At 60.6% G+C, this 23,403-nt stretch carries 22 protein-coding genes; 4 read left to right on the plus strand and 18 right to left on the minus strand.

Annotated features, from left to right (window positions below; genetic code table 11):
* Positions 1-54: 54 nt before the first annotated feature.
* The 14 genes from A3K89_RS04340 to A3K89_RS04405 all read right to left on the minus strand — a co-directional run bounded on the left by A3K89_RS04340 (position 55) and on the right by A3K89_RS04405 (position 14,365).
* Positions 55-1,344 carry an MFS transporter gene (locus A3K89_RS04340; RefSeq protein WP_254303408.1) on the minus strand — a complete coding sequence of 430 codons (1,290 nt, stop codon included), beginning with the start codon at positions 1,342-1,344 and terminating at the stop codon, positions 55-57.
* A 72-nt stretch (positions 1,345-1,416) separates the two neighbouring features.
* Entirely contained in the window at positions 1,417-2,268 is an 852-nt protein-coding gene (locus A3K89_RS04345; protein WP_068422388.1) for a mycofactocin-coupled SDR family oxidoreductase, read from the minus strand.
* A 72-nt stretch (positions 2,269-2,340) separates the two neighbouring features.
* On the minus strand, positions 2,341-3,351 hold the full coding sequence (locus A3K89_RS04350; protein ID WP_068422391.1) for an ABC transporter ATP-binding protein: 1,011 nt from the start codon (positions 3,349-3,351) through the stop codon (positions 2,341-2,343).
* A gap of 27 nt (positions 3,352-3,378) precedes the next feature.
* Positions 3,379-3,927, minus strand: coding sequence for a hypothetical protein (locus A3K89_RS04355; protein ID WP_167674229.1), 549 nt, complete (start codon positions 3,925-3,927; stop codon positions 3,379-3,381).
* The gene (locus A3K89_RS04360) at positions 3,894-4,508 is read right to left on the minus strand and encodes a hypothetical protein (RefSeq protein ID WP_157105223.1); all 615 of its coding nucleotides are present in this window, start codon (positions 4,506-4,508) and stop codon (positions 3,894-3,896) included. Before A3K89_RS04360 ends, A3K89_RS04355 begins: the two co-directional genes overlap by 34 nt.
* On the minus strand, positions 4,487-5,932 hold the full coding sequence (locus A3K89_RS04365; protein WP_371828786.1) for an MCE family protein: 1,446 nt from the start codon (positions 5,930-5,932) through the stop codon (positions 4,487-4,489). Before A3K89_RS04365 ends, A3K89_RS04360 begins: the two co-directional genes overlap by 22 nt.
* An 11-nt stretch (positions 5,933-5,943) precedes the next feature.
* A complete protein-coding gene (locus A3K89_RS04370; RefSeq protein ID WP_068422399.1) occupies positions 5,944-7,098 on the minus strand; it encodes an MCE family protein in 1,155 nt (384 codons plus the stop codon).
* Positions 7,095-8,192 (minus strand): MCE family protein, encoded by a 1,098-nt coding sequence (locus A3K89_RS04375; protein ID WP_068422402.1) that lies wholly within the window; start codon positions 8,190-8,192, stop codon positions 7,095-7,097. The genes A3K89_RS04370 and A3K89_RS04375 overlap by 4 nt, the downstream gene beginning before the upstream one ends.
* Positions 8,189-9,193, minus strand: coding sequence for an MCE family protein (locus tag A3K89_RS04380; RefSeq protein WP_084423570.1), 1,005 nt, complete (start codon positions 9,191-9,193; stop codon positions 8,189-8,191). The genes A3K89_RS04375 and A3K89_RS04380 overlap by 4 nt, the downstream gene beginning before the upstream one ends.
* Complete coding sequence (locus tag A3K89_RS04385) at positions 9,194-10,198, minus strand: MCE family protein (RefSeq protein ID WP_068422405.1); 1,005 nt, start codon at positions 10,196-10,198, stop codon at positions 9,194-9,196.
* Positions 10,195-11,358, minus strand: a complete 1,164-nt coding sequence (locus A3K89_RS04390; protein WP_068422409.1) for an MCE family protein — start codon at positions 11,356-11,358, stop codon at positions 10,195-10,197. Before A3K89_RS04390 ends, A3K89_RS04385 begins: the two co-directional genes overlap by 4 nt.
* Positions 11,358-12,137: an ABC transporter permease gene (locus A3K89_RS04395; protein ID WP_157105224.1), complete on the minus strand. Its 780-nt coding sequence runs from the start codon at positions 12,135-12,137 to the stop codon at positions 11,358-11,360. The genes A3K89_RS04390 and A3K89_RS04395 overlap by 1 nt, the downstream gene beginning before the upstream one ends.
* Before the next feature lie 126 nt (positions 12,138-12,263).
* Positions 12,264-12,959 carry an MlaE family ABC transporter permease gene (locus tag A3K89_RS04400; RefSeq protein WP_217266250.1) on the minus strand — a complete coding sequence of 232 codons (696 nt, stop codon included), beginning with the start codon at positions 12,957-12,959 and terminating at the stop codon, positions 12,264-12,266.
* Positions 12,960-13,141: 182 nt separating this feature from the next.
* Positions 13,142-14,365, minus strand: a complete 1,224-nt coding sequence (locus tag A3K89_RS04405; RefSeq protein WP_254303411.1) for an acyl-CoA dehydrogenase family protein — start codon at positions 14,363-14,365, stop codon at positions 13,142-13,144.
* A 294-nt stretch (positions 14,366-14,659) separates the two neighbouring features.
* Here A3K89_RS04405 and A3K89_RS04410 point away from each other — a divergent pair, with 294 nt between their 5' ends.
* The 4 genes from A3K89_RS04410 to A3K89_RS04425 all read left to right on the plus strand — a co-directional run bounded on the left by A3K89_RS04410 (position 14,660) and on the right by A3K89_RS04425 (position 19,131).
* Complete coding sequence (locus tag A3K89_RS04410; protein WP_068422413.1) at positions 14,660-15,109, plus strand: limonene-1,2-epoxide hydrolase family protein; 450 nt, start codon at positions 14,660-14,662, stop codon at positions 15,107-15,109.
* Positions 15,110-15,137: 28 nt separating this feature from the next.
* Entirely contained in the window at positions 15,138-16,301 is a 1,164-nt protein-coding gene (locus tag A3K89_RS04415) for an LLM class flavin-dependent oxidoreductase (RefSeq protein ID WP_068422417.1), read from the plus strand.
* Between the two features lie 42 nt (positions 16,302-16,343).
* Complete coding sequence (limC, locus tag A3K89_RS04420; protein WP_068422419.1) at positions 16,344-17,177, plus strand: (-)-trans-carveol dehydrogenase LimC; 834 nt, start codon at positions 16,344-16,346, stop codon at positions 17,175-17,177.
* A gap of 166 nt (positions 17,178-17,343) precedes the next feature.
* Positions 17,344-19,131: a sigma-54-dependent Fis family transcriptional regulator gene (locus A3K89_RS04425; RefSeq protein WP_254303423.1), complete on the plus strand. Its 1,788-nt coding sequence runs from the start codon at positions 17,344-17,346 to the stop codon at positions 19,129-19,131.
* A gap of 24 nt (positions 19,132-19,155) precedes the next feature.
* Here the strand turns inward: A3K89_RS04425 and A3K89_RS04430 are convergent, their stop codons facing one another.
* From A3K89_RS04430 to A3K89_RS04445, 4 genes are read right to left on the minus strand one after another with little or no spacing between them, the layout of a single operon-like run.
* Positions 19,156-20,769 carry a thiamine pyrophosphate-binding protein gene (locus A3K89_RS04430; RefSeq protein ID WP_084423571.1) on the minus strand — a complete coding sequence of 538 codons (1,614 nt, stop codon included), beginning with the start codon at positions 20,767-20,769 and terminating at the stop codon, positions 19,156-19,158.
* Positions 20,766-21,263, minus strand: a complete 498-nt coding sequence (locus A3K89_RS26650; RefSeq protein ID WP_068422426.1) for a MarR family winged helix-turn-helix transcriptional regulator — start codon at positions 21,261-21,263, stop codon at positions 20,766-20,768. Before A3K89_RS26650 ends, A3K89_RS04430 begins: the two co-directional genes overlap by 4 nt.
* Positions 21,264-21,267: 4 nt before the next feature.
* Positions 21,268-21,558 carry a WhiB family transcriptional regulator gene (locus A3K89_RS04440; RefSeq protein ID WP_068422429.1) on the minus strand — a complete coding sequence of 97 codons (291 nt, stop codon included), beginning with the start codon at positions 21,556-21,558 and terminating at the stop codon, positions 21,268-21,270.
* A 37-nt stretch (positions 21,559-21,595) separates the two neighbouring features.
* Complete coding sequence (locus A3K89_RS04445) at positions 21,596-23,398, minus strand: acetyl/propionyl/methylcrotonyl-CoA carboxylase subunit alpha (RefSeq protein WP_068422432.1); 1,803 nt, start codon at positions 23,396-23,398, stop codon at positions 21,596-21,598.
* Positions 23,399-23,403 lie beyond the last annotated feature (5 nt).

Here is a 23,403-nt window from a genome sequence, read left to right on the forward strand (position 1 = left end):
GAAGCTGCCCCGGTCTGCGGACCGGGGCAGCTTCGTGTATCTCGATCGGTGGGATCAATCCGACGGCGCGTGGCTCTTGGTCGACGCTATCGCCCAGACGCTCAGCAGTCCGGCAACGAAAACGTAAAGCCCGACCGACAAAACCGTGCCCGTGGACTCCAACAGCGCAGTAGCGATGAGAGGCGCAAAACCGCCGCCCACGACAGCGCCGAGCTGGTAGCCGATCGATGCACCCGAGTACCGGACTTCAGCGGAGAACATTTCGTAGTAGAACGCGGCCATCGGTCCGTACAGAGCACCCAGGGTAAGTCCGGGGATAAGCACCGCTACAAGTAACAACGCGACGTTCCCGGTCTGCAGCAGCAGGACGAACGGGAATGCGGTCAATGTCGTTGCCACACCGGCGATCAGCAAGACCCTTTTTCGGCCGACACGATCGGAGACAGCCGCGAAATACGGGATCGACACCACGGTGACAACGCTGGAGGCGAGGACGGTCATGAGGGCAGTGGTGCGTCCGATGTCGTGCGTGGTGGCATACGAAATGGTGAAAACGATGAGGATGTAATAGTAGACCTGGATGACCAGAATCATGCCACCGGCTTGGAGGAGCTCCTTGGGGTGAGTCTTGAACGCAGTGATGATCGGTGATTGTTTTCGTGCGGTGGTCTTCGTCGCAGTATCGTCTTTCTGCAGCGCTTTGAATTCCGCCGTGTCCTCGATCTTCATCTGTATGTACAGTCCCGCGGCAATGACCAACGCAGATAGCAGGAAGGGCACCCTCCATCCCCACGTCTCCAGCGCCCGAGTGTCCATGACCGCAACGACCACCAGGAACACGACGTTCGACAGGATGACAGCCAGAGACGGCCCGACATGCGCAAAACTTCCGTAAAAGCCTCTCTTGCCTGGCGGAGCGTTTTCCGTCACCAGCAGCATTGCACCGCCGTACTGGCCGCCGACTGCGAGACCCTGCACCGCTCGCAGGATCACCAGGGCGATGGGCGCGGCAATGCCGATCATCGCGTAGGTCGGGAGCAGACCGATAAGGAAGGTCGCCACTCCCATCATCAGCATCGCGACAACGAGCAGTTTCTTCCGACCCAAAGTGTCACCGAAGTGACCGAAGACGATGCCGCCCAGCGGCCGGAAAAGAAACCCGACTCCGAACGTCGCGAACGCCGCAAGCGTTCCGAGTGCGGGAGATACTCCGGGAAAGAACACTTTGTTGAAAACCAGCGCAGCGGCCGTACCGTAAATGTAGAAGTCGTACCATTCCAAAGTGCTCGCGCTGAGCGCAGCTGTGATGATTCTGCGCATCTTTCGCGGTTCGGTGGTCGACACGGAACGAGTTGATTCTGTCACGTGAGCTCCGTTGATTGGGCCCGGATAAAACCGGTGTAATTGGTGATTGAGTCAGGAGAAGGTTGGAGCAGGATTGAAAGTCGACAGCACCATGTGCCCACCATCGACCGGCAGTGTGACACCTGTGATCCGCGCCGAACTGTTCGAGGCGAGGAACACCACGGCACCGCTGATCTCCGAGGGCTGGATCAGCCCACCGATCGCATGCCAGTGATGAGCATTCTTCTCATGCTCCTGGCGGGTGGAATCGGGCTTTCCACCGGTCATGTCGTAGCACCCCTGCCAATTGGTCATGGGTGTGTCCACGAATCCGGGACAGATCGCATTGACGCGCACCCCGAACGGCGCAAACTCCAGGGCCGCTGACTTCATCAGACCCAGGACGCCATGTTTCGCAGCCGTGTAGTGGGCAGAACCTGCCTGACCTTCCAGACCATTGACCGACGAGGTGAGCACCACCGATCCGCTCCTCTGCTTGTTCAACTGTGGAGCAACAGCTTTCAGAACCTTCCACACACCGGTCAGGTTCACATCGATGGTTTCTTGCCACTCGGATTCGCCGAGATCCCACAACGAAGCCCGCGTCCAAATCCCGTGATTCACGACGACGGCGTCGATAGATCCGAATTCGGCGACGATCTCGGTGACCAACTCGTCGAGTTGTTCCGACGATCGTGCGTCGACTTTCTTGGCCAGCACCCGGCCCCCCACCGACTGCACCGTTTTTTCCGCCAGAGCGAGATCTTCGTCCGTCGCCAGACCGTAAGGCACAGATGCAATCTGTTCGCAGATGTCTACCAGAACGACGGTGGCGCCTTCCTCGGCCATCGCGGTGGCATGAGCCAGCCCTTGTCCGCGTGCCGCGCCGGTGACCAACGCTACTTTTCCGTCGAGTGAACCCATCGAAAACCACTACCTTTCGTCCGCTTTCAGATGCCGAACTCAGGCTATGGGTGTCTCAGATCACAACTTGTATCAATGTGGGACAACCTCCAGTATCTCGGTCGGCGAGTCATCGAAGGAGTCCCCGATCGCCCGTTGCGCGTCGACGGGGAGGGTGTGCATTATGCGTCGCACACGTTCCTGACGCCTTCCGACTGCCCGGCGAACCGGCATTCCCGGCGTCGCCTTCATCTGGGGAACAATTCCTTCGACGTCGTCGACACCGCCTGCGTGGTGCCCGGCGTCCACGAGTGCCTGCTCGTGCGCCATCTGCGCCTCATCCTTCTCCTCCGACATGCCGATGGGCCCGATCATCGTGCCGTTCAAGAACTGCTTGACCACCGGCTCGTCACTGGTCAGCAACACCTCCCGCGGACCGAACATCACCAACTGCCGACGAAACAACATCCCGATGTTGTCCGGCACCGTACGTGCCAGATTGATGTTGTGCGACACAATCAGAATCGTCGCATCGATTTCGGCGTTGATGTCGATCAATGTCTGCGAGATGTACGTCGTGCGAACAGGATCCAGGCCCGAATCCGGCTCGTCGACCAGAATGATCTCGGGGTCGAGGACCAACGCACGAGCCAGGCCGGCGCGCTTGCGCATACCGCCGGAGATCTCGCCGGGCAGCTTGTCCTCCGCACCGATCAGACCGGTCAGCTCGAGCTTCTCCATAACGACCTTGCGGACTTCGGACTCGGACTTCTTCGTGTGCTCGCGAAGCGGGAACGCGACATTGTCGTACAGATTCATCGAACCGAAAAGAGCACCGTCCTGGAACAGCACACCGAACAACTTGCGAATTTCGTACAGCTCGCGCGAGCTGCACTGCAAAATGTCCGTTCCGTCAACGAATATCTTGCCCTGCTCGGGACGCAGCAGACCGATCAGGGATTTCAGGAACACCGACTTACCCGTACCCGACGGTCCGAGCAATGCGCTGACCTCACCTGACGGCAGCGTCAACGACACATCACGCCAGATCCGCTGTGGTCCGAACGACTTGGTCAAGCCCTCGACCGAAACTTCAACACCCACTTCTTGGTCCTTTCCATAGGCCGACGGTCACACCGGTGTCATTTCGGTAATCAACCAGCGATCGTCGGAACGTTCGACACGTACGTGAACCCGACTACCGTCGAGCTTGGTCTCGGGAGCGTCGGAACTCGTGGTCGTTTGATTGAGAAACAGAAGCAGTTCGGCGCTGTTGTCTTCGCTTTTGACAACCGCTGACTCGATGACCTCGGCTGTCGTCACCACTTGGCGATCACGAGCAGACGGAACGATAACTGTCCGGCCCACCTCCTCGAACTGCGTTTTGAAGTCTCCGCCCAAATCGTCGAGTACTTCCGCGAAATGCGCTTCTGCAGTGTCGAATTCATAGGACAGCAGCTTCGGTACCACCTCGACGGCGAATGCTCTTCCGTCCTGCTCCGCCGCAATACGTGACTGCGCTCGACCGTCCGCCTGCCGTGCCATCACCATTGCAACTACCGAAACTGCAGCGAGAACCGCGAGCACGATCAAGGCCGTGCGGCGAACCTTGGGAGTCCACCCCGTGGCGAGGGACCAGATCTGAGTCATGCTACGAACCCCACGTTCGAAACCAGCCATTCTCCGTCGACGTTCTCCAGATTGATCTTCATGCGATAGACCCGTACTTCTCCGTCCGGTGCCTCGTTGTTCTTCACCCTCGATGTCACCGCCGCGAGTACCGTCGCCGATTCGTCGCTCGCTTCCACGATCCCAGCCAGCTTCACTTCACCTGTGGATTCGACGCCTCCCTCTGTAAGCAGAGCTCCGAATCCGTCAGCAGCGCTGACGAACTGTTCCCTGAAGGCGCCGGTGGTGCCATCGATCACTCTGGTCAGATCCGAATCGGCGCTGTCCTGTTTGAGAGTGACGAGGTTTACTGCCATCTCCGAAGCCACCTGGAGAATTCTGCGGTCCCGATCCACAGTGTCGGTCGCGTCCCGTGCTGACAGTGCCGACAGTGCTCCCACGATGGCGGACACCACGACGATCAGAATCAGCAACGCTGTCGCCGCAGGCCCGATCCAGAACGCCCGAGGCTCCGTCCTGTCCGGCGACCTGCCGTCGGTGGCCCCGGCGCCGGGGTCGTCCACGTCGCCCACATCTTCACTGACGGCGGATTCATCGTCTTTTGATGTGGTTACACGAATAGCGTTTGCCATGTCGATCCTTTCCGATCGTCGCCGGCGGCGACGTTGCCGAGCTGATAGAGACTGCCGTCCGGCGATCTGAAATTGCCGGTCACCGGGTCGTAGGGCACGGCGACCGCAGACTGCGAGGAGGGTGCGAACGATGCCGGCGCCGCGGTCGCGGAACCTTCCGTGTTGTGTTGCAATAGCTCTTGCGGGGCTGAATCAGGTTGTGGTGCAACGTCTGGAGTCGCATAGTGTGCGCCCGGGCGCGACAGCATCTGGGGCCATTGCGAGGGCAATCCGCCCGGGCAGTTACCGACCTCGGCAGTACGAACCGTGGGATCGGTGGCGCACGGCATGTTGCGGGCGCCGCGCACCGCCCGTGCATCGTCCTGCGGCAGCCTGCAGTACGGATTCACCGACGGCTCCATCGGCGAGAGGTCCGATGGGTCCCGACGTTGTGCGTCATACCCCTCGGTACACGGCAAAGGGTTGGCCGTATTGCCCAGCTTTACGTCGAGCGGTCCTTGTCCATAAACGAGGTCCTCACCCTGGAAGCCCTGGTGCATGTAGTTGATCGACGCGGAAAGGACAGGGTAGACCACGAGAATCTGTCGAATTCCCGGAACGTTCACGCGTGCCACCTCACCGACGGATTGCATGTTGGCCAGCAATACTGGAAAAGGAGAGCGTAGGTCGTCGAGGGTGCCACTGACCGTATCGAAGAAACCCGGACCTCGGTCCAACATCGTTCGAATCTGACCGTCGTTCATTACGAGCTGTTCCGAGAACGACGCGAGATCGGAAGTGAACGACGCAATGGATGGACCTGATTCGTTGAACGCCCCGAGGACGGGTTCCGCATCCGTGATCAGCTGCTGGGTCGGCGTGATTTTTGCCTGGGCCAACTCGATAAGCGGTTGTGCAGAATCGACAAGTGTTCCGAGAGCCGGTCCGGCTCCGTCGAATGCGGCGTAGGCCTCGTCGACCGTGGTGTGAAGATCGTCCTTCGGAAGTGCTTCGAGCAAGGTGTGTACCTCCTCGACCACCTCGGACGATGGGATCGGAATTGAAGTACGCGAGGAGTCCACGACGTCACCATCGACCAAGTAGGGCTCGCTGGCGGTCGCCGGAACAAGATCGATGTATTGCTCGCCGATTGCCGAGACACTCTTGACCACAGCTTCGGTGTCGGCAGGTACGTCGACACCCGAGCGTAGTTGCAATGTCGCCACAGCCGCGTCCGGACGTACCGCGATGTCGGTAACCACACCGACATCCACCCCACGGTAGGTGACGAGCGAATTCACATAGAGCCCACCAGCACGCTCCAGTTCCGCTGTCACCGAATACATCCCGATACCCGTGTACCGCTGCACACCCATGTACGAGAAGACCGCGTTGCCTACCGCAAGTATTGCGACCAAGCCGAACACGATGAGCTGAATTCGCACCAAACGAGATCTCATCTTTGACCTCCCTGCAGCTGCTTCAGCACGTCGTCGATTGTGGGAATTACAGGGCCCGCCACTGTGGGCGCCATCGGTGCCAGGATCGGATCGGTCGCTTGTCGTGCCGGATTCAGGCCGATGAGTTCGTCGACAGGGATGCTCCCTAGAACCTTGCCTCCGACCGTCTCGGCGCTGACGTCGAGGGTAAGGAACAGGTTCATGTAGTCACCACGCAGAGCCCGATCCGCCGTCGCGATCGGGAACGGGATCGTCGTCGCGATCTTGAGTGCCTCGGGTAACGAATCTGCCGAAGCGGCAAGAGCGGAAAGCGTAGGTTCCAGTGCTTCGACGTTTGCACGAAGTTCGGCACGCGAGTCTTGCAGGACACCGGTGGCCGCGTTGCCGAAGTCGCCGAGTTTGACCAGCAAGTCGGTCAGTTGCTGCCGCTGACCTTCGACGACACCCAACGCAGGTGCGAGTGAATCGATTCCTGCCTCGATCGTTGACGTCTCGGCCGCCAGTTCTATTCCTAGACGGTTCATTCCATCGATCGCAGACACGATATCGGCACGCTGATCGTCGAGACCGGAAACGAAGACTCGGAGACTGTCTGTCAGAGATCTCAGATCGGTCTCCCTCCCGCCGATCACTCGGTTGAGTTCGGACGTCACAGTCTGTATCTGCTGTAGACCGGACCCGTTCAGTACCAGAGCCAAAGCGGAGAGCACTTCTTCTGTCGACGGATACTGGCTTGTTCGTGACAACGGAATGACATCTCCGTCCCCCAGCCTCCCCTCCGGTTCTTCGTCGGCGGGACCGCTGAGTTCCAGATACTGCGAACCGAGAACGCTTGTCTGTGCCAGCTTGGCTGTTACATTTGCCGGCAGTTCGACCCCGGAATCGATATCCAAGGTCAGAATGGCAGTCCAATTTCTGCTGCTGATCCCGCCGATATTGCCCACCACGACGTTGTCCGCCTTCACCGGTGAATTACCGACCAGATTTTGGATGTCATCCAGTTCCACGGTCACGCTGTAGGTATCACCTCCGATACCGTTTCCTGGCAACGGAATCGAGTTCACCCCGTCGAAACGGCACCCACTGACGCCTGCAGCGATGGTTGCCAGCAGCAGACTCGACAGTGCGATATTCAGTCGCCGGCGCGTCATCGTGCACCCTCCTCTGCGACACCACTTGCCAAGCCCTGCCCGAACGCCGTGGTTGCCTTGGCACATTCGTCGGCAGGAGCGTTGGCAGTAGTGAGCAAGGCACAGATCAGCGACCGCGGATCAGGAACATCGGGTACTGCGAGGGCACCGGTCAGGGATTCGGAATCGGCGTCGTAGATGTTGTAGAAGTTCGATAGGGCCGTGGGACCGTTGTGCAAGATCGATGCGAGTGCGTCCTGACGGTCTACCAAAAGCCCTGTGATCGTGTTCAACTTGTTCACGTCGTTCACTAGTAGTTCGCGATTGTCCGCAATGAACGAGGTCACCTCGTCGAAAGTCGTCGACATACCCGACAGCGCAGCATCGAGTTCGGTGCGATTGTTGTTCAAGAATCCGGAGAAGTCTGCCAACTGTCCGGTGAAACCTACGATCTGCCGGTCGTTCTCCGCCAAGGCCGCTGTCACCTTCTGCAAATAGTCCACAGTAGCGAAGAGGTCCGTGCCGCCTTCGTCCAACGTTCGAACGGCGGCCGACAATCGCGTCAACGAGTCGTTGAGCGATTGCCCGTTTCCTTCGAGAGTGTCTGCCGTCGTGGACACGAAGTCCGCGAGTGAACCGTTCGGGTTCTCTTCAGTCGCACCCATGTCACGCGTCAACGTGACTACCTGCTTCTTGACTTCGTCGAACTCGATCGGTGACGCAGTACGTTCGATTCCGATAGTCGCTCCGTCGTCGAGCTGAGGCCCTTCGGTATAGACAGGCGCCAGCTGTACGTACCGTCCGGTGACAAGGGTGGGAGCTACGATTACCGCTCCGGCATCGGCCGGCACGGAGTAAGCACTGTCGTACGACATATCGACTCGCACTTCGTCTCCCTGCGGCTCGATCTTGTCGATCGAACCCACTTCGACGCCGAGAATCATGACTCTGTCACCTTCGTAGAGCCCGGCGGTATTGCGAAAATACGCCGACACGTGATTGGTTCCAGCCCTTTCTACGACGGCGGCTCCGCCGAGAAAGATCACGGCGAACAGTGCCGCCACAAGCAGTAGAAGAAACGGTTTGGGACGAGTGGACAGAATCCGCCGGGTCATCGTGGACCTCCGAGGCTGCCGGGGAGTTGCCCGGAAAGATTTGCGGGAAGGATGTTATGCAGGAGGACACCGAAGAACGGGCCACTACCCACGACGTCGCCCATCTGACGAACATAACGCTGCAGTCCGGTCAGAGATGCGTCGATATTGGCGTAATTGTTGTTCAGAGTTTGAACAAGCGTATCCAGGTTCGTCAACGTGGGGCCGAGAGTTTCTCTGTTCTCGCGCGAAAGTATTGTGAGCTCGTCTGCGATAACCCGTGATTGGACAAGTATCCGATGAATAGAGGACGACCGTTCGTTCAACGCGGCGAAGAGCGTACTCCCCTGGTTCATCAACGCAGCAATTTGATCGCTGCGATCCGCGAGGACACCGGTTACCCCGGAGGCGTGCGCGAGCATCTCACGCAATTCGGCATCGCGCCCCGCCACGGTGTCCGACAATCGCTGGACTCCTACCAGTTGATCTTTCAGGTTCTCCGGTAGCTGCTGTTCGACGGCCGAGACCTGATCGAGTGCGCCCGACAGATCGACAGTGTCTGTCTTCTGGACACGCTCGGTCACCTCTTCCAGGGACCGGGTGATGTCGTATCCGGAGGCAGTGTTCTCCACGGGGATGGTGGCACCGCGCTCCAATTCGGCGCTGGAATGTCCATTGGCCAACTCGATGAAACGAGCACCTAGCACCGTCTCGACCTTGATCGCCGCCGTGGTGTCCTCGCTCAGACGGATGTCACCCGTGTCTGCCCCGAACTCCACATCTACCTTGTCACCGTCGAGTTCGATCGAGTGCACCTCACCGATTGGGACGCCCCCGATCTGCACTTCAGATCCGACCGACAATCCCGATGCGTCGGCAAATTGCGCGTGATAGTCGCTCGATCCGCCGATGAACGGGATGGACTCGTAGGTGAAGCCCAGGATCAAGACCACTGCAAGAACGATGGTTCCAACAACGCCTAGTCGCAGCGGATCTTTCTCTTTTCGGATTGTGGTAGCCATCTACTTGCACCTTTCCGCAGGAGCGGTAAACATCGGTGACACGTCCCCGGCACCACTTCCGTATTTGACTGCCAGCCCACACACGAAAAAGTTCACGAAGTTGCCGTAGCCGGCGGCGCGGCCGGTCAACCTGTAGTTCTCGGGCAGTTTCGAGAGAATGAGATTGAGGGTGTCCGTCTGCTCGTTGAGTCGGCTGGAGAGAGAACCGAGCGAGGCGATCTCGGCAGTCAGATCAGCGCGATTGTCGGAGAGGACGTCCGCAAGTGATTCGGTGAGTCCGTCGATGCTCTCCAGGGATGCAGTGATCGCACCCGAATCCTCGTTCAGGCCACCGACAATTCGCTGGAGCTGGTCCACGAGTGCGCTCACTGTGTCGCGACGCTCGTCCACCGAACCCAAGACCGTGTTGAAGTTCGTGATGGTGTTGCCGATCGCCAAGTCTCGGTCAGCGAGAGTGCGAGTGAGAGAACCGATCTCGGTCACCAGTTCCCCGACAGCCGATTCTTGGCCGTTGAGCACCTGAACCAACGACGTTGAAAGCCGGTTCGTCTCGTCGGGGTTCAATCCCTGCAACAGTGGCCTGAAGCCGTTGACTACTTGGTCGAGATCCAACGCAGGAGTGGTTTGGTCGAGGGGAATCGGTTCGGTGAGCTCGCGAGGATTCGGATCTCCTTGTGAGAGGTCGAGATATCGATCGCCGATCAGGTTCTTGTACTTGATTGCCGCTGTCGTACCTGCGGTCAATGCATGTTCGGAATCAACTGTGAAGGATACGACTGCCGTGCCATCGGGCTGGAGCTCGACGCCCGACACCTTACCGCTCGGGACGCCACCGATGCGCACGTCTTCACCGTTCCCCAAGCCTGTGGCATTGGAAAATACCGCCTGGTAATTCTCGACAGCGCCGAAACGGAGATTTCCGACCACGGTGGCGACTCCGAGACCCGTGATCGTCGTCAACACGACAAACGCGACCAGTTTGGCCGATGTTGCACGAAAACTCACTGTCCACCTCCAGGCAGGAATTGCGCAAAGGGGTTGCCGATCAAATCGAGCAGCGTCTCGGCTTTCGAATATGCGTGGGATCCGTCGTCGAAGTCGCTGTGCGGCACCGGCTGAGACCAGTCGTAACACGACGCGGGACCATCGGCCTGCACGACGGGTAGGTCGTCCGGCGAGGCGTACGGCGGGTCGCCCATCAGCAAGGTTCCCCGGATGTTCAAGCCCGGCATAGCACTTCCGCCTACCGTCCGCTCGAGATAACGATTGGTCTGTGCGAGGCTCGAGACGAAGCATGGCAGTGTGCTCGCGCGCTCGGCCAGCAACGCAGTGGTCGGGGACAAAGAATTCAGAGACGCTTTCAGCGGTGTGCCGGCCGCGTTCATGAAAGTTTCTCCACTATTGCCGAATTGGGTGAAACTCAAGAGAAAGCTCGACAGTTCCGACTCTTTTTCGGTAATCGTGTTGCCGCTGGTCGTCAGATTGTTCACCATGCGCATGAGGTCCGGACTCGCGTCCGCGAGAATATTGGCGGTCTGGGCGCCGGTAGCGAGATCGCGCTGCAGCGTGGGCAGGCTGTTGTTGAATTGGCGTACGTAACCGTCCAACTGCACCAGCGTCTCCCCGAGCTTCTCGCCTCGACCGTGCAACGCAGTCGCAAGAGCGTTGAGAGAGCCGTTCACTTTCTGTGGCTCCACGGCCCGCAGCACCTCGACGAGCGAGGCCAGAAGGTCGTTGACTTCGGTCGGCACCGATTGGGTGTCGATGACCGATCCGTTCGTCAGCGTTCCTGTCGGCGCCGATGTCGGCGCGGACAGGGTCACGAACTTGCGGCCGAACAATGTAGTCGGATCGATCACGGCTGCAACGTTGCCGGGTATATCCGCCGCCTGGTCGGAATCGATAACCATGTCGATCGTGGCCTGTCCATCGGTGAATCTGACGTCATCGACACGCCCGACTACTACGTCGCGAAGCTTCACGTCCGACCCTGGCTCAAGCATGAGCCCGACACGTGTAGAAATCAGCGTCACTCGAATCGTCGAATCAAGTGCGCCGCGGTAGACCACGACCGAAAGAGCCGCTGCCGCAACCATGATGACTACCCCTAAGAGCCCCAACACCACATTTGATGCTCGAGATCGTGTATCCAGACCAGTGATCATCAGCCCGACACCCGCACTGCGCCCGAAGTACCCCCGTAGACGGCGATACCGATAAGGAGGTCGATCGCCATGATTGCGATGAGCGACGTTCTGACCGCGCGTCCGACCGCGACCCCCACTCCAGCTGGACCGCCACTGGCGGTGAACCCGTGATAGCAGTGAACGCACATGACCACCACGGCCATTCCCAGGACCTTCACGGCCGACCAGATGACGTCGCTGGGCACCAGGAACACGTTGAAATAGTGATCGAACGTTCCTCCAGCCTCGCCCGCCATGTACACGGTTACAACGCGAGTGGCGGCGTACCCGACGAACAGGGCTACGCAATAGAGCGGGATTACCGCGACAATGCCTGCGATGACTCTGGTGGTCACCAAGAACGGGAGGGACGGAATCGACATCGTCTCGAGCGCATCGATTTCCTCGCTTACCCGCATCGCACCGAGCTGCGCGGTGAAGCCGGCCCCGACGGTGGCAGTAAGAGCGATACCCGCGATAACGGGAAGCGCTTCGCGGGTGTTGAAGAAGGCTGAGATGAAGCCAGTCAACGCCCCGAGTCCGAGGTGCCCCATGGATGTGGCGCCCTGCTGCCCCACCTCATAACCCACGGCGGTCGTCAGCATGATCACGACGACAAGCGTGCCGCCGATGACCGCAAGGGCGCCGGACCCCATGCTTACTTCAGCGAGCAGCCGAAGCGTCTCGGATCGGTACCGCCTGAGAGTACGAGGAACGGCCATGACGGTGTGTTGATAGAACGACAACTGTCGCCCCATCGTCTCGAGCTCCCGTACCGGCCATGTGAAAATTTTCGCTGCGCGGTCGTGTCTCGCCCGCTTGGTTTCTTGTCTGGTCGACACAGTCGTCCTGTCGGTTGATGGATCTGCTTGCGGCACGCGCGCTCAATGCAGCGCGATGGTAGTGATAACTGAATTCGCAAGGAAGAGCAGGAGAAAGCTGAACACGACCGTCTGGTTCACGGCGTCGCCTACCCCTTTGGGTCCGCCTCGTGCCCCAAGCCCTAGGTGACAGGCCACCAAGCCGGCAAGCATTCCGAAGACCGCCGCCTTGAGCTCGCTGATCATGAAGTCGCTCAGGCCAGTCAAGATCGAGATCGAGGTGACATACTGCCCCGGGGAGGCACCTTGCATGTAGACCGTGGCGATATAGCCACCGACCAGACCTACTGCGGACACGAGCCCGTTGAGAAACATCGCGATGAATGTCGAGGCGAGGACTCTTGGCACACAGAGTCGTTGAATGGGGTCGATACCGAGCACCTTCATCGCGTCGATTTCCTCACGGATGGTACGCGATCCAAGGTCCGCGCAGATTGCCGTCGACCCAGCGCCCGCGACGACCAGCACCGTGACGACTGGTCCGATCTCTCGGATGATCGCCACCCCGACGCCCGCGCCGGAGAGGTCGACTGCGCCCAGCTCGGCGAGCAGAATATTGATCTGATACACGAACATCATGCAGAACGGAATTGCCATCAAGAGGGCGGGCATGATGGACACGCCTGCGATGAACCACGCCTGCTCCACGAATTCACGAAGATGGAACGGGCGCTTGAAGATTGCCCTGAACGTAGCCAAGGAACTTGAGTAGAACGAACCTACTGCACGCGGAGCGACTGCGAGGTTTCGACTCCACTGCGAAGAGCTCGCTGGCGATGGATCGGCGAGGGGGGCCTCCAGTGTGCCGGCCAAGGTGTGAATCCTTTCCACAAGTAGCCGGGTCGGCCGTGCCCCCCGCACACGGCCAACCCGGGTTCGAATCAGCCGAAGAAGCCGAGCGCCTTCTTACCGATGAGGTCGTACGTCTGGCCGGTATTGACAGGGTGGTAGATGCCCGCGCGCGCATCACGGAAGACACGTTCAAGAGGCAGACCACGCCGGATGGCGCCGCCGCCAACCAGTCTGAGAGCTGCATCGGTGGCCCGAATCGCGGCCTCAGTCGCAGCTACTTTCCCGATCGCAACCCGAGCCGGGCGCTCGTAAGGGTTCCAGTTCGCGTCGTCTCCGTCGAACAGCGCCTCCGCTGTCCCTCGCACAGTCCATTCGGCAGCTTGCAGATCGGCAAGTGCCTTACCGAGCTCGTACTGCACGTAACCGACGTCGCGAACTGCCTTCTCCTCGCCCTCCTGCGTTCGTCCGAGCTGCTTCTTCTGGAGCGACTCTGTAGCAAGACGTAAGGCGCGCTCTCCCACGCCGAGGTACACACCGGCGAACGGGAAGCAGGCCCATTCGATCTCCCCGAAAAGGCCGTATCGGTAAGAGCCGCTGTAAGCCGAAGCTTGGACCGGGACCTCATCGAAGATCAACGTCTGAGTTCCGCTTGCGCGCATGGACATCGTGTCCCACGTGCGATCGATCTTCAGACCCTGCGAGGACGCGGGAATGATGAACACTGGTTCCCGCTCCGCGTGCTCGGCGAACGTCTCGGGCAACGATCCGTCGTCGTTCGTGATCACTGCGGTGAACGCGATAATGTCGGCGTTCTCGACGTACGTCGCCCAGTTCTTCTTCCCACTGACCGTCCACCCGCCGTTACCGTCGGGTTTTGCTTTGGTGTCGGAAAGACCTGTGATACCAGCACGTTCCTCGCTGAGCGTGCCCGAAATCATGGATCCGTTCTCGACGATGTCAGTGAACAGCCGCTCGCGTGCTTCCTCGTCGAGCAGATTTCGGAAAATGCCGACCATCACGTGATGCATGTTGAACGACAACGTGATTCCAGGATCACCGTACGAGGCGAGCTCCTTTTCCACCAGCGCGACCGTCCATACGTCGGCACCGAATCCACCGTACTTCTTCGGGATAGCGAGTCGCGGGAGCCCGCTTGCTTTGTACAGGGGCACAAGTTCGGATGGGAACAGATTCTCTTCGTCGGCCTGACGTCCGAGCTTTTCGAATTCGACGGCGAGGTTGCGGGCGATCGCAACCAGCTCGGCGCGCTCCTCGGGCGACACCTCGACGTAGTGCTTGTTCGACGTACTCAACGTTCCTCCTGGGTGTGATGCGAATGCGGTGGTCTCGCGGCAACTCGGGTGCCGGGCGCGCGCGTTTCGTGATGTGCGGTGCCGACGTCACCATTCGGTGATGTGACCGAAGTTATGAGCAGCGCAAGCTTGTGAGGTGTCCCACATTGGGACGGTGTGCGCTCGAGCCCGCAATCCGACACCGGTTGCAGATCGATAGGAGGCAGTGTTGCGAACTGGGACATCGACAGTGATCCAGGACACATACGGTAATCGCTGAACTGAAATCCCGCCGTCGAACAAGGAGTTCGCCCGATGACCACATCGATTACAACACCGCAGTGGGTGTCCAAGAATGCCGACGCCGCCGTCGCCTCTACCGCGGACGAGAAACTGGTGCTCGAGTTCATGTCTGCTCTCACGAGCAACGACGCAGCGAAGTTGATCGAATACTTCGCCGAAGAAACCATGTACCAGAACATGCCGTTGCCTGCGGCCTACGGACGGGACGCAGTTCAGCAGACGCTCGCCGGTCTGTTCACGGTGATGAGCATCGACGCCGTCGAGACTTTCCACATCGGATCGAGCAACGGTCTCGTCTACACCGAGCGAGTAGACGTTCTGCGTGCGCTGCCCACCGGCAAGAGCTACACCCTGCCGATTCTCGGCGTTTTCGAAATCGCCGACGGGAAGATCGTCGGATGGCGAGATTACTTCGATCTGCGCGAGTTCGAGGAAGCTGTCGATCTTCCTCTACGCGGCTGACTTTCCCACAACACCCACAGGAGTATTGATGACCGACGCATACGGAAGAGTCGACTTCGGAGCGTTCCTCGCACCCTGGCACCGGGCGGATTCCGACGCCAACTTTGCCATCCATCAAGACCTCGAGCTGGTCGAGTACCTCGACCGTCTCGGATTTGCCGAGTTCTGGCTGGGAGAGCACCACTCCGGCGGCGTCGAAATCGTCGCCTCGCCTGAGATGTTCATGGCGGCCGCTGCCCAGCGGACACAGCGCATCAAGCTGGGGCTCGGCGTCGTCTCCTTGCCTTACCACCATCCGTTCCTGGTAGCCGACAGACTCGTTCTGTTGGATCACCTTTCGCGCGGTCGCATGATTTTCGGTGCGGGCCCGGGCCAGCTCGCCGACGACGCCAAGATGATGGGCATCGATCCCATCGACAGTCGCCGGAAGATGGAAGAGGCGTACGACGTGATCCACCGCCTACTCGAGGGTGAGACAGTCACTCACACCAGCGACTGGTTCACGTGCAATGACGCCTACCTCCACGTGTCGCCGTACTCGAAGATCCAGAAGGCAGTCACGGCAACGATTTCACCGACCGGTCCCAAACTCGCAGGCAAGTACGGCTCCGGCATCCTCTCACTCGCGGCAACCAATCCCGTAGGAGTCGAAAAGCTCGCTGAGCACTGGCGGATCGCCGAGGAGATCGCTGCGGAGAGCGGCCAGACCGTAGACCGCGCCGAATGGCGACTGAGCGGAATCATGCATGTCGCAGAGACCGAGGAGCAGGCCCGCGCCGACGTCCGGCACGGACTGCTTTACCTGATGAACTACCTATCGAACGTCACCCCAGGGTTTGCAGCCGCTCCTGATGTCGACACACTCATCGACGGCATCAACGACGCCGGGCTCGCTGTGATCGGCACGCCCGAGATGGCGATCGCTCAGGTCGAACGCCTACAGGAGAAGTCCGGCGGTTTCGGCAAATTCCTTGTCCTGCACGGTGAGTGGGCATCCACTGCCGCAGCGCACCGCAGTTTCGAACTCATTGCACAACAAGTCGCCCCACACTTCAACGGCGACCTCGGCCCGCGTTTGCGCGGGTACAACCAGACCATCAACAGCAACCGATCCGCGGCCGACATCACCCAAGCCGCCCAGGAAGAAGCACAGAAGCGTTTCGACGCCGAGCGCGGCGCTCGAACGAACTGACTATCGATTCATCCACCGAATAATCAGCCTCCCGGAGGGGACATGCCCAGAGTAGAAGGAAAGGTCGCGCTCGTTACCGGCGCGGCCCGCGGCCAAGGCCGCTCGCACGCGGTCAAACTGGCCGAAGAAGGCGCGGATGTCATCCTCGTCGACGTCCCGAACGACATCGTCGACATCGGCTACCCGACCGGGACGGCCGAGGAACTCGCCCAGACAGCCAAAGAGGTAGAGAGCCACGATCGTCGAGCGATCGTCGTTCAGACCGACGTTCGCGACCTCCCCACACTTACGGCTGCGGTCGACAACGCGGTCGCGGAACTCGGCCGTCTCGACATCGTCTCGGCCAACGCCGGAATCGCCAGTGTCCCTTACCTGTCACAGGACATCCCCGAAGCCACGTGGCGCCAGATGATCGACATCAACCTCACCGGTGTGTGGCACACGGCAAAGGTATCGATTCCGCATATCCTGGCCGGCGGTCGCGGCGGCTCGATCGTACTGACGAGCTCCGCAGCAGGCCTGAAAGGTTACGCGCACATTTCTCACTACAGCGCCGCCAAACACGGCGTCGTGGGACTCATGCGCAGCCTGGCTCTCGAACTGGCTCCCGAACGTGTGCGCGTCAACTCGCTACATCCGACGCAGGTCGACACCCCGATGATCCAGAACGAAGGCACCTATCGGATCTTCAACCCGGGTATCGACAACCCGACACGTGAAGATTTCGAAGTCGCTTCCACCACAACGAACGCCCTACCGATTCCGTGGGTGGAGCCGGTCGACGTCAGCAATGCGCTGTTGTTCCTCGTTTCCGACGAGGCCCGGTACATCACCGGTGCGGCCATCCCGGTCGATGCAGGAACCACGATCAAATAGTCACCCCGGCCACGACCGTGGGACCCGAAGGGCGCAGGTACCGTAACCGCGGTGCCTGCGCTTTCGCGTCCTGCACGCAAGCCGAATATGCACCGGAAACGGGCACCAGGTTTTGTTCGCAAATCTATTGACATCATGTCAGTAAGCGAAGCAAAATGCATCTGTGATGCAGGTCATAAAGCCCACGCGGCGGTCGGGCGCCGTACGCGACGAGGTCAGTGATCAACTGGCCGAGTTGATCAAGGATCGGCAATCAGCGCTCGGCGAGGACATGCGCGTGTCCGATGCGGTCCTCGAATCGTGGACGCGCAGTGTGCGATATGGATTGGATCCGAGTCAGGTCGTGCCATCCAACGAACACAACAGTGACATGGACGCGCGGTTGATCACCGTGGCCAAGACCGTCTTGAACAGTCGTCTCCAAGACCTGCACAACGCCGAAGCATGCCTGTTCCTGACTAACAGCGCAGGTGTAATCCTGCATCAATGGTCCGGCGACACGTCTTTGATGGCTCAACTCGCCAAACTGGATGTGGAACCCGGCTTCCTGGTCTCGGAAATGACGCTCGGAACGACCAGCGGCAGCACATTGATCACCCGTACGCCCACATTCGTGCGTGGACCCGAGCACTTCGGTGCCCAGTTCTCGCGTTTCACATCCGCCGGAACCGTCATCACCCACCCTGTGCTGCGCAAGGTCGTCGGAAGCGTCAACTTGATCTGCCGGTTCCGCGACACTTCCCCACTGGCACTCTCCTGGGTTTGTGAGATCGTCTCGGAGATAGAGCGCGGACTTCTGGAGGCGTCGACCAAGTCCGAGCAACTTCTGATGCAGGGCTTCCTCGTGGAGAACCGCGACGCACGACATCCCGTTGTGGCGGTGAGCGAGCAGACGGTCGTCACGAACGCTGCCGCTGCGCGGCTGCTCGGTTCCGTCGACCAACTTATGCTCTGGGAGTTCGCCTCGAAGATCGTCGCAGACCCGCGCAAGGCCACCGATCCGCTAGTGCTCGGAGACGGAATGGCAGTCGACGTCAGGTGCCGATCCATCATGAATGATATGTCGGTCGCAGGCGTCGTCATGAATCTCAAGCGCGTGCCCGCACCTTCACGGTCCGCACGCATTCCGGCGCACGAGCCGATACTGACAAGTTTGATCGGCACCGGCGCACAATGGCAGACGCTGTGTGAGCGCCTGTCACGCGCCTCGAAAACATCCTTGCTTCTCGTCGGCGACCCCGGGGTGGGGAAAGGGGCGGTTGCGGATGCAATCGCGGGCCCCAGTGCAGTTGTCCTGGACGCAGCGGATGCATCGACAGGCCAAGATTGGCTAGGGCAGCTCGACGACGCCCTGCAACGCCGAGGTCAGGCCGTTGTCATCAAGCACATCGACCGACTGCCGACCGCCTTGGTTCAATCGGTAGCGGTACTCATGACGCGCCACCAGAACGTTGCGAAGGTAATCGCCACCTCCGGTGCGTGGCCGCATGACGGCCATACAACAGATGACGTATTGGCGCGCTTCGTCTCGCCGATACTAGTTCCGACGTTGAGCGAACGGGTCGAAGATCTACCGGCATTGGTCAATCACTTCACCGCGCTCCACCAGAACGCCGATAGACCTGTGCGGTGGATGTCCGATGCGCTGCAGGCACTTTCGCGCATTGAGTGGCCGGACAACGTGGCCGGGCTCGAACGCGTTGTTGCGCGGGTTGTGGCCAACGCCGATTTCGAATACATCGGTGCGCGGGACCTTCCCGCTCAGCTGGCTTCTCAGACGTCTCGTCGACGGCTCGGCGGTCTGGAGAAAGCCGAGGTCACTGCTATCGTCGATGCGCTGCACAATGCAGGCGGAAACAAGCATCAAGCTGCCGCGGCACTCGGGATTGCACGGTCGACCCTGTACCGAAAGATGCGGACCCTCGGTATCGACCTGAACGAGTCGACGTTTTGACTCGCATTACCAGGGCCGGATGAGTCAACCCTGTAGTGCGAACAGAATCAGCAGGGGCTCTTCGGGTGCCTCGCGGGCAGCGTCCAGTGCCGCCGCGATCTCGGCGGGACTTCGACACGTCACAACCGTGAATCCTAGGAGTTGCGCCCACTCGGTGGCACGCTGCCCTTCACTCGACATTCCGTCACGTCGAGCAATGTCGGCCTCGAGGTCGAAGAGTGCGATGCGCAGGCCTATGCCCGCCGCGACGGCGGCATCGAGGCAGTGAGCACACAACCGAAATGACCGGACGTCGTCCAGCAGCCAGACATCGACCGAGGGCAACGCGACGCGGGCTCCGACTGCCGCGAACGGCGCATACAGGTCGCTTCTCACGCTCCCTGAACTCAGCCAGGTGCGACACATCTGAAACCTGGGGAGATTTACCGCAGGCGCACGCTGGGGGCCGGCGTTGGATACGAACACCGCATCATCGCCGATCACTCGACCCAGGTAGTCCAGCGCGACGCCGTAGGTCATGCGCGTATCGCCCACCTGGAGTACGTTCATGCGGCGGGCCGTCAGGGTGCCATTCAGGTAGCCGATCCATTCACGGAAATCGGGACGGCGATCGTCCCACAGGGCGCGCAACGCGTAATCGAGCATTCTGACGGCAGCCTTACAATCACCGACGATCGGCACGGCAGGATCAAAATATTTTCCGATTTCGGACGGATCGATGTCGATCTGCACAACCTTCGTGTCCTCCGCGAACACGCCGCCCGTTTCGGTCGCGAACCGATCGAATGTCGTGCCAATCGCGATCAGGACGTCGCATGCTCGAACTGCCGCACGTGCTGATTCAGCTCCGTCGATTCCCACCATCCCGTAGCTTGCGCGGTGGTTGTCAGGCAGGATGCCGCGAGCCATTTCAGTTGTCACGACGGGGATCCCGGTGAATTCTGCAAGAGAAAGCAAGTCCCGACCGGCGCCGGCGGACACCGCACCTCCACCGACATACAACACGGGTCGTTGTGCGCGCGAGACGAGAGATGCAGCTGCCACAACTTGTTTGCGACTAGGTCGTGTGCTGGGACGATAGCCGGGCACTGTCACCTCGGCGGGCCACACGAATTCAAGCGCGCGCGTCAAAGGCCCGTACGGGATTTCGACGAGAACCGGCCCAGGCCGTCCCAGAGATGCGACATGGAACGCCTCCGCCAGACAGCGCGGAATGTTTCCGGCGTTGTCGACGAAGTAGCCGTGCTTGGTCACCGATTCTGTCATTCCGACAATATCCGGTGTACCGACGTCGATGGGATGAGTGCCCGGCGACTGCGCTACCACCACCACCATCGGCGTCGAGGAGCTGTAAGCAATGGCCAGTGGGGACACCAGATCGGCGACGTTCGAGTCGGTCGTCGCGAGACAAACCCCGGTCCGCCCTGACGCTTGCGCATATCCCATGGCCGCGAAAGCCGCACCCTGCGAGTGAGGCACCCGCACATATCGACAGAATCCGGCGGATTCGACGAGCGCCGACACAACATGGGAAGAACCCTCATGACTGCCGAATACCGTTCGTGCACCGACGTTGGCCAAACCCAACACAACCGCCTCCGCGCCGGTTGTTGCCAAACCCACGCTCGTCGATGTCATCCCCTCACGTCCGGCTTCGCGCGAAGCGCTGAATCAAGACCCCGCAAATGGTGCAGCATCGCAGAGGCATCACCCGACTCGAACATTCTCTTGCTGACCTCCACGGCGCTGACTCGGGCCCGTTCGTGGCGCCGCACACCCAAATCTGTTGTCTCGACCAGGAACTCGTCCGGTCTTGAACCACCACGGCGCCGCGTAACGTACCCGGACGAGACGAGGGCGGTGACGATGCTGGTGATGCTCGTCCGGTGGCGATCGAGCGCAGACGACAGCGACCTGTACGACATCGGACCTTTACGACAGATCGCGTCGAGTACCTCGTACCCGGCCCAACTCATTCGTTGCCGCGTTACTGCCTCATCGAGCCTCGTACGCAGGATGTTCGAGACGCGCATCAACGTTGCAGCGGACTCGAGCTCCGTCGTTACGATGTCCTCGATCGTGACCAAGCGCATCTCAGCGACGTCGACAAGGTTCGCGGACTTTCTCTCCATAGTGTTAGCTCCGTAGCTTGCGCCAACGATGGGCACACGGCAGGCGCGCCCATCGACGCTCTTCGGGGGTCATGCCACCCCAGATGCCGAACGTTTCATGCTCCAGCAACGCGAAGCGGAGACATTCGGCCACGACTGGACATCGCCTACACAGAGCTTTGGCGAATTCTGCACCGACTTGGTCTTCCTTCGAGCCGAAGAACAGATCGCTGCCCAGGTTCTTGCAACGAGCCCAGTCTCGCCAGTAGGTGGCGTCGCCGACCTCGTGGCCGGCGTTATTCGATACCGAAACCATTGCCGCTCCCGCTTTTGTCTCGTTGGCTGAAGAATTCCTACTTCAGTTCTGCGAGGACGGTTCCCTGGGTGATGGCCGAGCCGGGGCTGACGGCGAGGCCGGTGACGACGCCTGCTTTGTGGGCGTTGACGGGGTTTTCCATCTTCATTGCTTCGAGGACGGCGATGAGGTCGCCTTCGGCGACTTCTTGTCCTTCTTCGACGGCGACCTTGACGACGGTGCCCTGCATGGGTGCGGTGACTGCGTCACCGGAGGCTGCACCGGCGCCGCCGCCGCCGCGCTTACGCGGCTTGGGCTTGCGGCGGATCGCACCGTCGGAGGCTGCGCCGCCGCCGCCGAGGGTGAACTGGCCGGGCAGGGACACCTCGACGCGCCTTCCGCCGACCTCGACGACGACTGCCTGACGCGGCAGTACCTCGTCGTCGTCGAGGGCTTCGCCCGCGGTGAACGGGGGAACCTGGTTGTCCCATTCGGTTTCGATCCAGCGGGTGTGGACGTCGAAGGATTCGCCGTCGCCGATGAACGCGGGGTCGGAGACCACGGCGGCGTGGAACGGGATGACGGTGGCGAGGCCTTCGACTTTGAACTCGGCCAGCGCACGGCGGCTGCGGGCGAGTGCTTCCTCGCGGGTGGCGCCGGTGACGATGAGCTTGGCGAGCATGGAGTCGAATTGGCCGCCGATCACCGAGCCGGATTCGACGCCGGAGTCGACGCGCACGCCGGGGCCTTCGGGGGCGATGAACGTGGTGACCGGTCCGGGTGCGGGCAGGAAGCCGCGGCCGGCGTCTTCGCCGTTGATGCGGAACTCGAAGGAGTGCCCGCGCGGTTCGGGATCTTCGGTGATCGACAGTTCCTCGCCGTTGGCGATGCGGAACTGCTGGAGCACGAGGTCGATGCCGGAGGTTTCCTCGGTAACGGGGTGCTCGACCTGCAGGCGGGTGTTGACTTCGAGGAACGAGACGAGGCCGTCTTGTCCGACGAGGTATTCGACGGTGCCTGCACCGTAGTAGCCGGCTTCTTTGCAGATGGCCTTGGCGGAGGAGTGGATTTCCTTGCGCTGGGCTTCGGTGAGGAACGGGGCGGGTGCTTCTTCGACCAGTTTCTGGAAGCGGCGCTGCAGGGAGCAGTCGCGGGTGCCGGCGACGACGACGTTGCCGTGCTGGTCGGCGATGACCTGGGCTTCGACGTGGCGGGGCTTGTCGAGGTAGCGCTCGACGAAGCATTCACCGCGACCGAACGCGGCGACGGCTTCACGCACGGCCGAGTCGAACAGTTCGGGGATTTCTTCGCGGGTGCGGGCGACCTTCATGCCGCGGCCGCCGCCACCGAAGGCGGCTTTGATGGCGATCGGGAGGCCGTGCTCGTCGGCGAACGCCAGGATCTCGTCGGCGTCCTTGACCGGTTCGGCGGTACCGGGGACGGAGGGGGCTTTGGCGCGGGTGGCGATGTGGCGGGCGGTGACCTTGTCGCCGAGGTCGCGGATGGACTGCGGGGATGGGCCGATCCAGATGATGCCTGCGTCGATGACGGCCTGGGCGAATTCGGCGTTCTCGGACAGGAAACCGTAGCCGGGGTGGATGGCGTCGGCACCGGACTTCTTCGCAGCGTCGAGGATCTTGTCGATCACCAAATAGGATTCGGCGGAGGTCTGGCCGCCCAGGGCGAAGGCCTCGTCGGCCAAGCGCACGAACGGCGCGTTTGCGTCGGGTTCTGCGTAGACGGCGACACTGGTGAGGCCGGCGTCCGCTGCAGCCCTGATCACCCGGACTGCGATCTCGCCGCGATTCGCGACCAAAACCTTCGAAATTTGTCTACGTGCAACACCATTCAATGAAGACATGGACG

This window comes from Rhodococcoides kyotonense (assembly GCF_001645385.1).
Classification (GTDB): domain Bacteria; phylum Actinomycetota; class Actinomycetes; order Mycobacteriales; family Mycobacteriaceae; genus Rhodococcoides; species Rhodococcoides kyotonensis_B.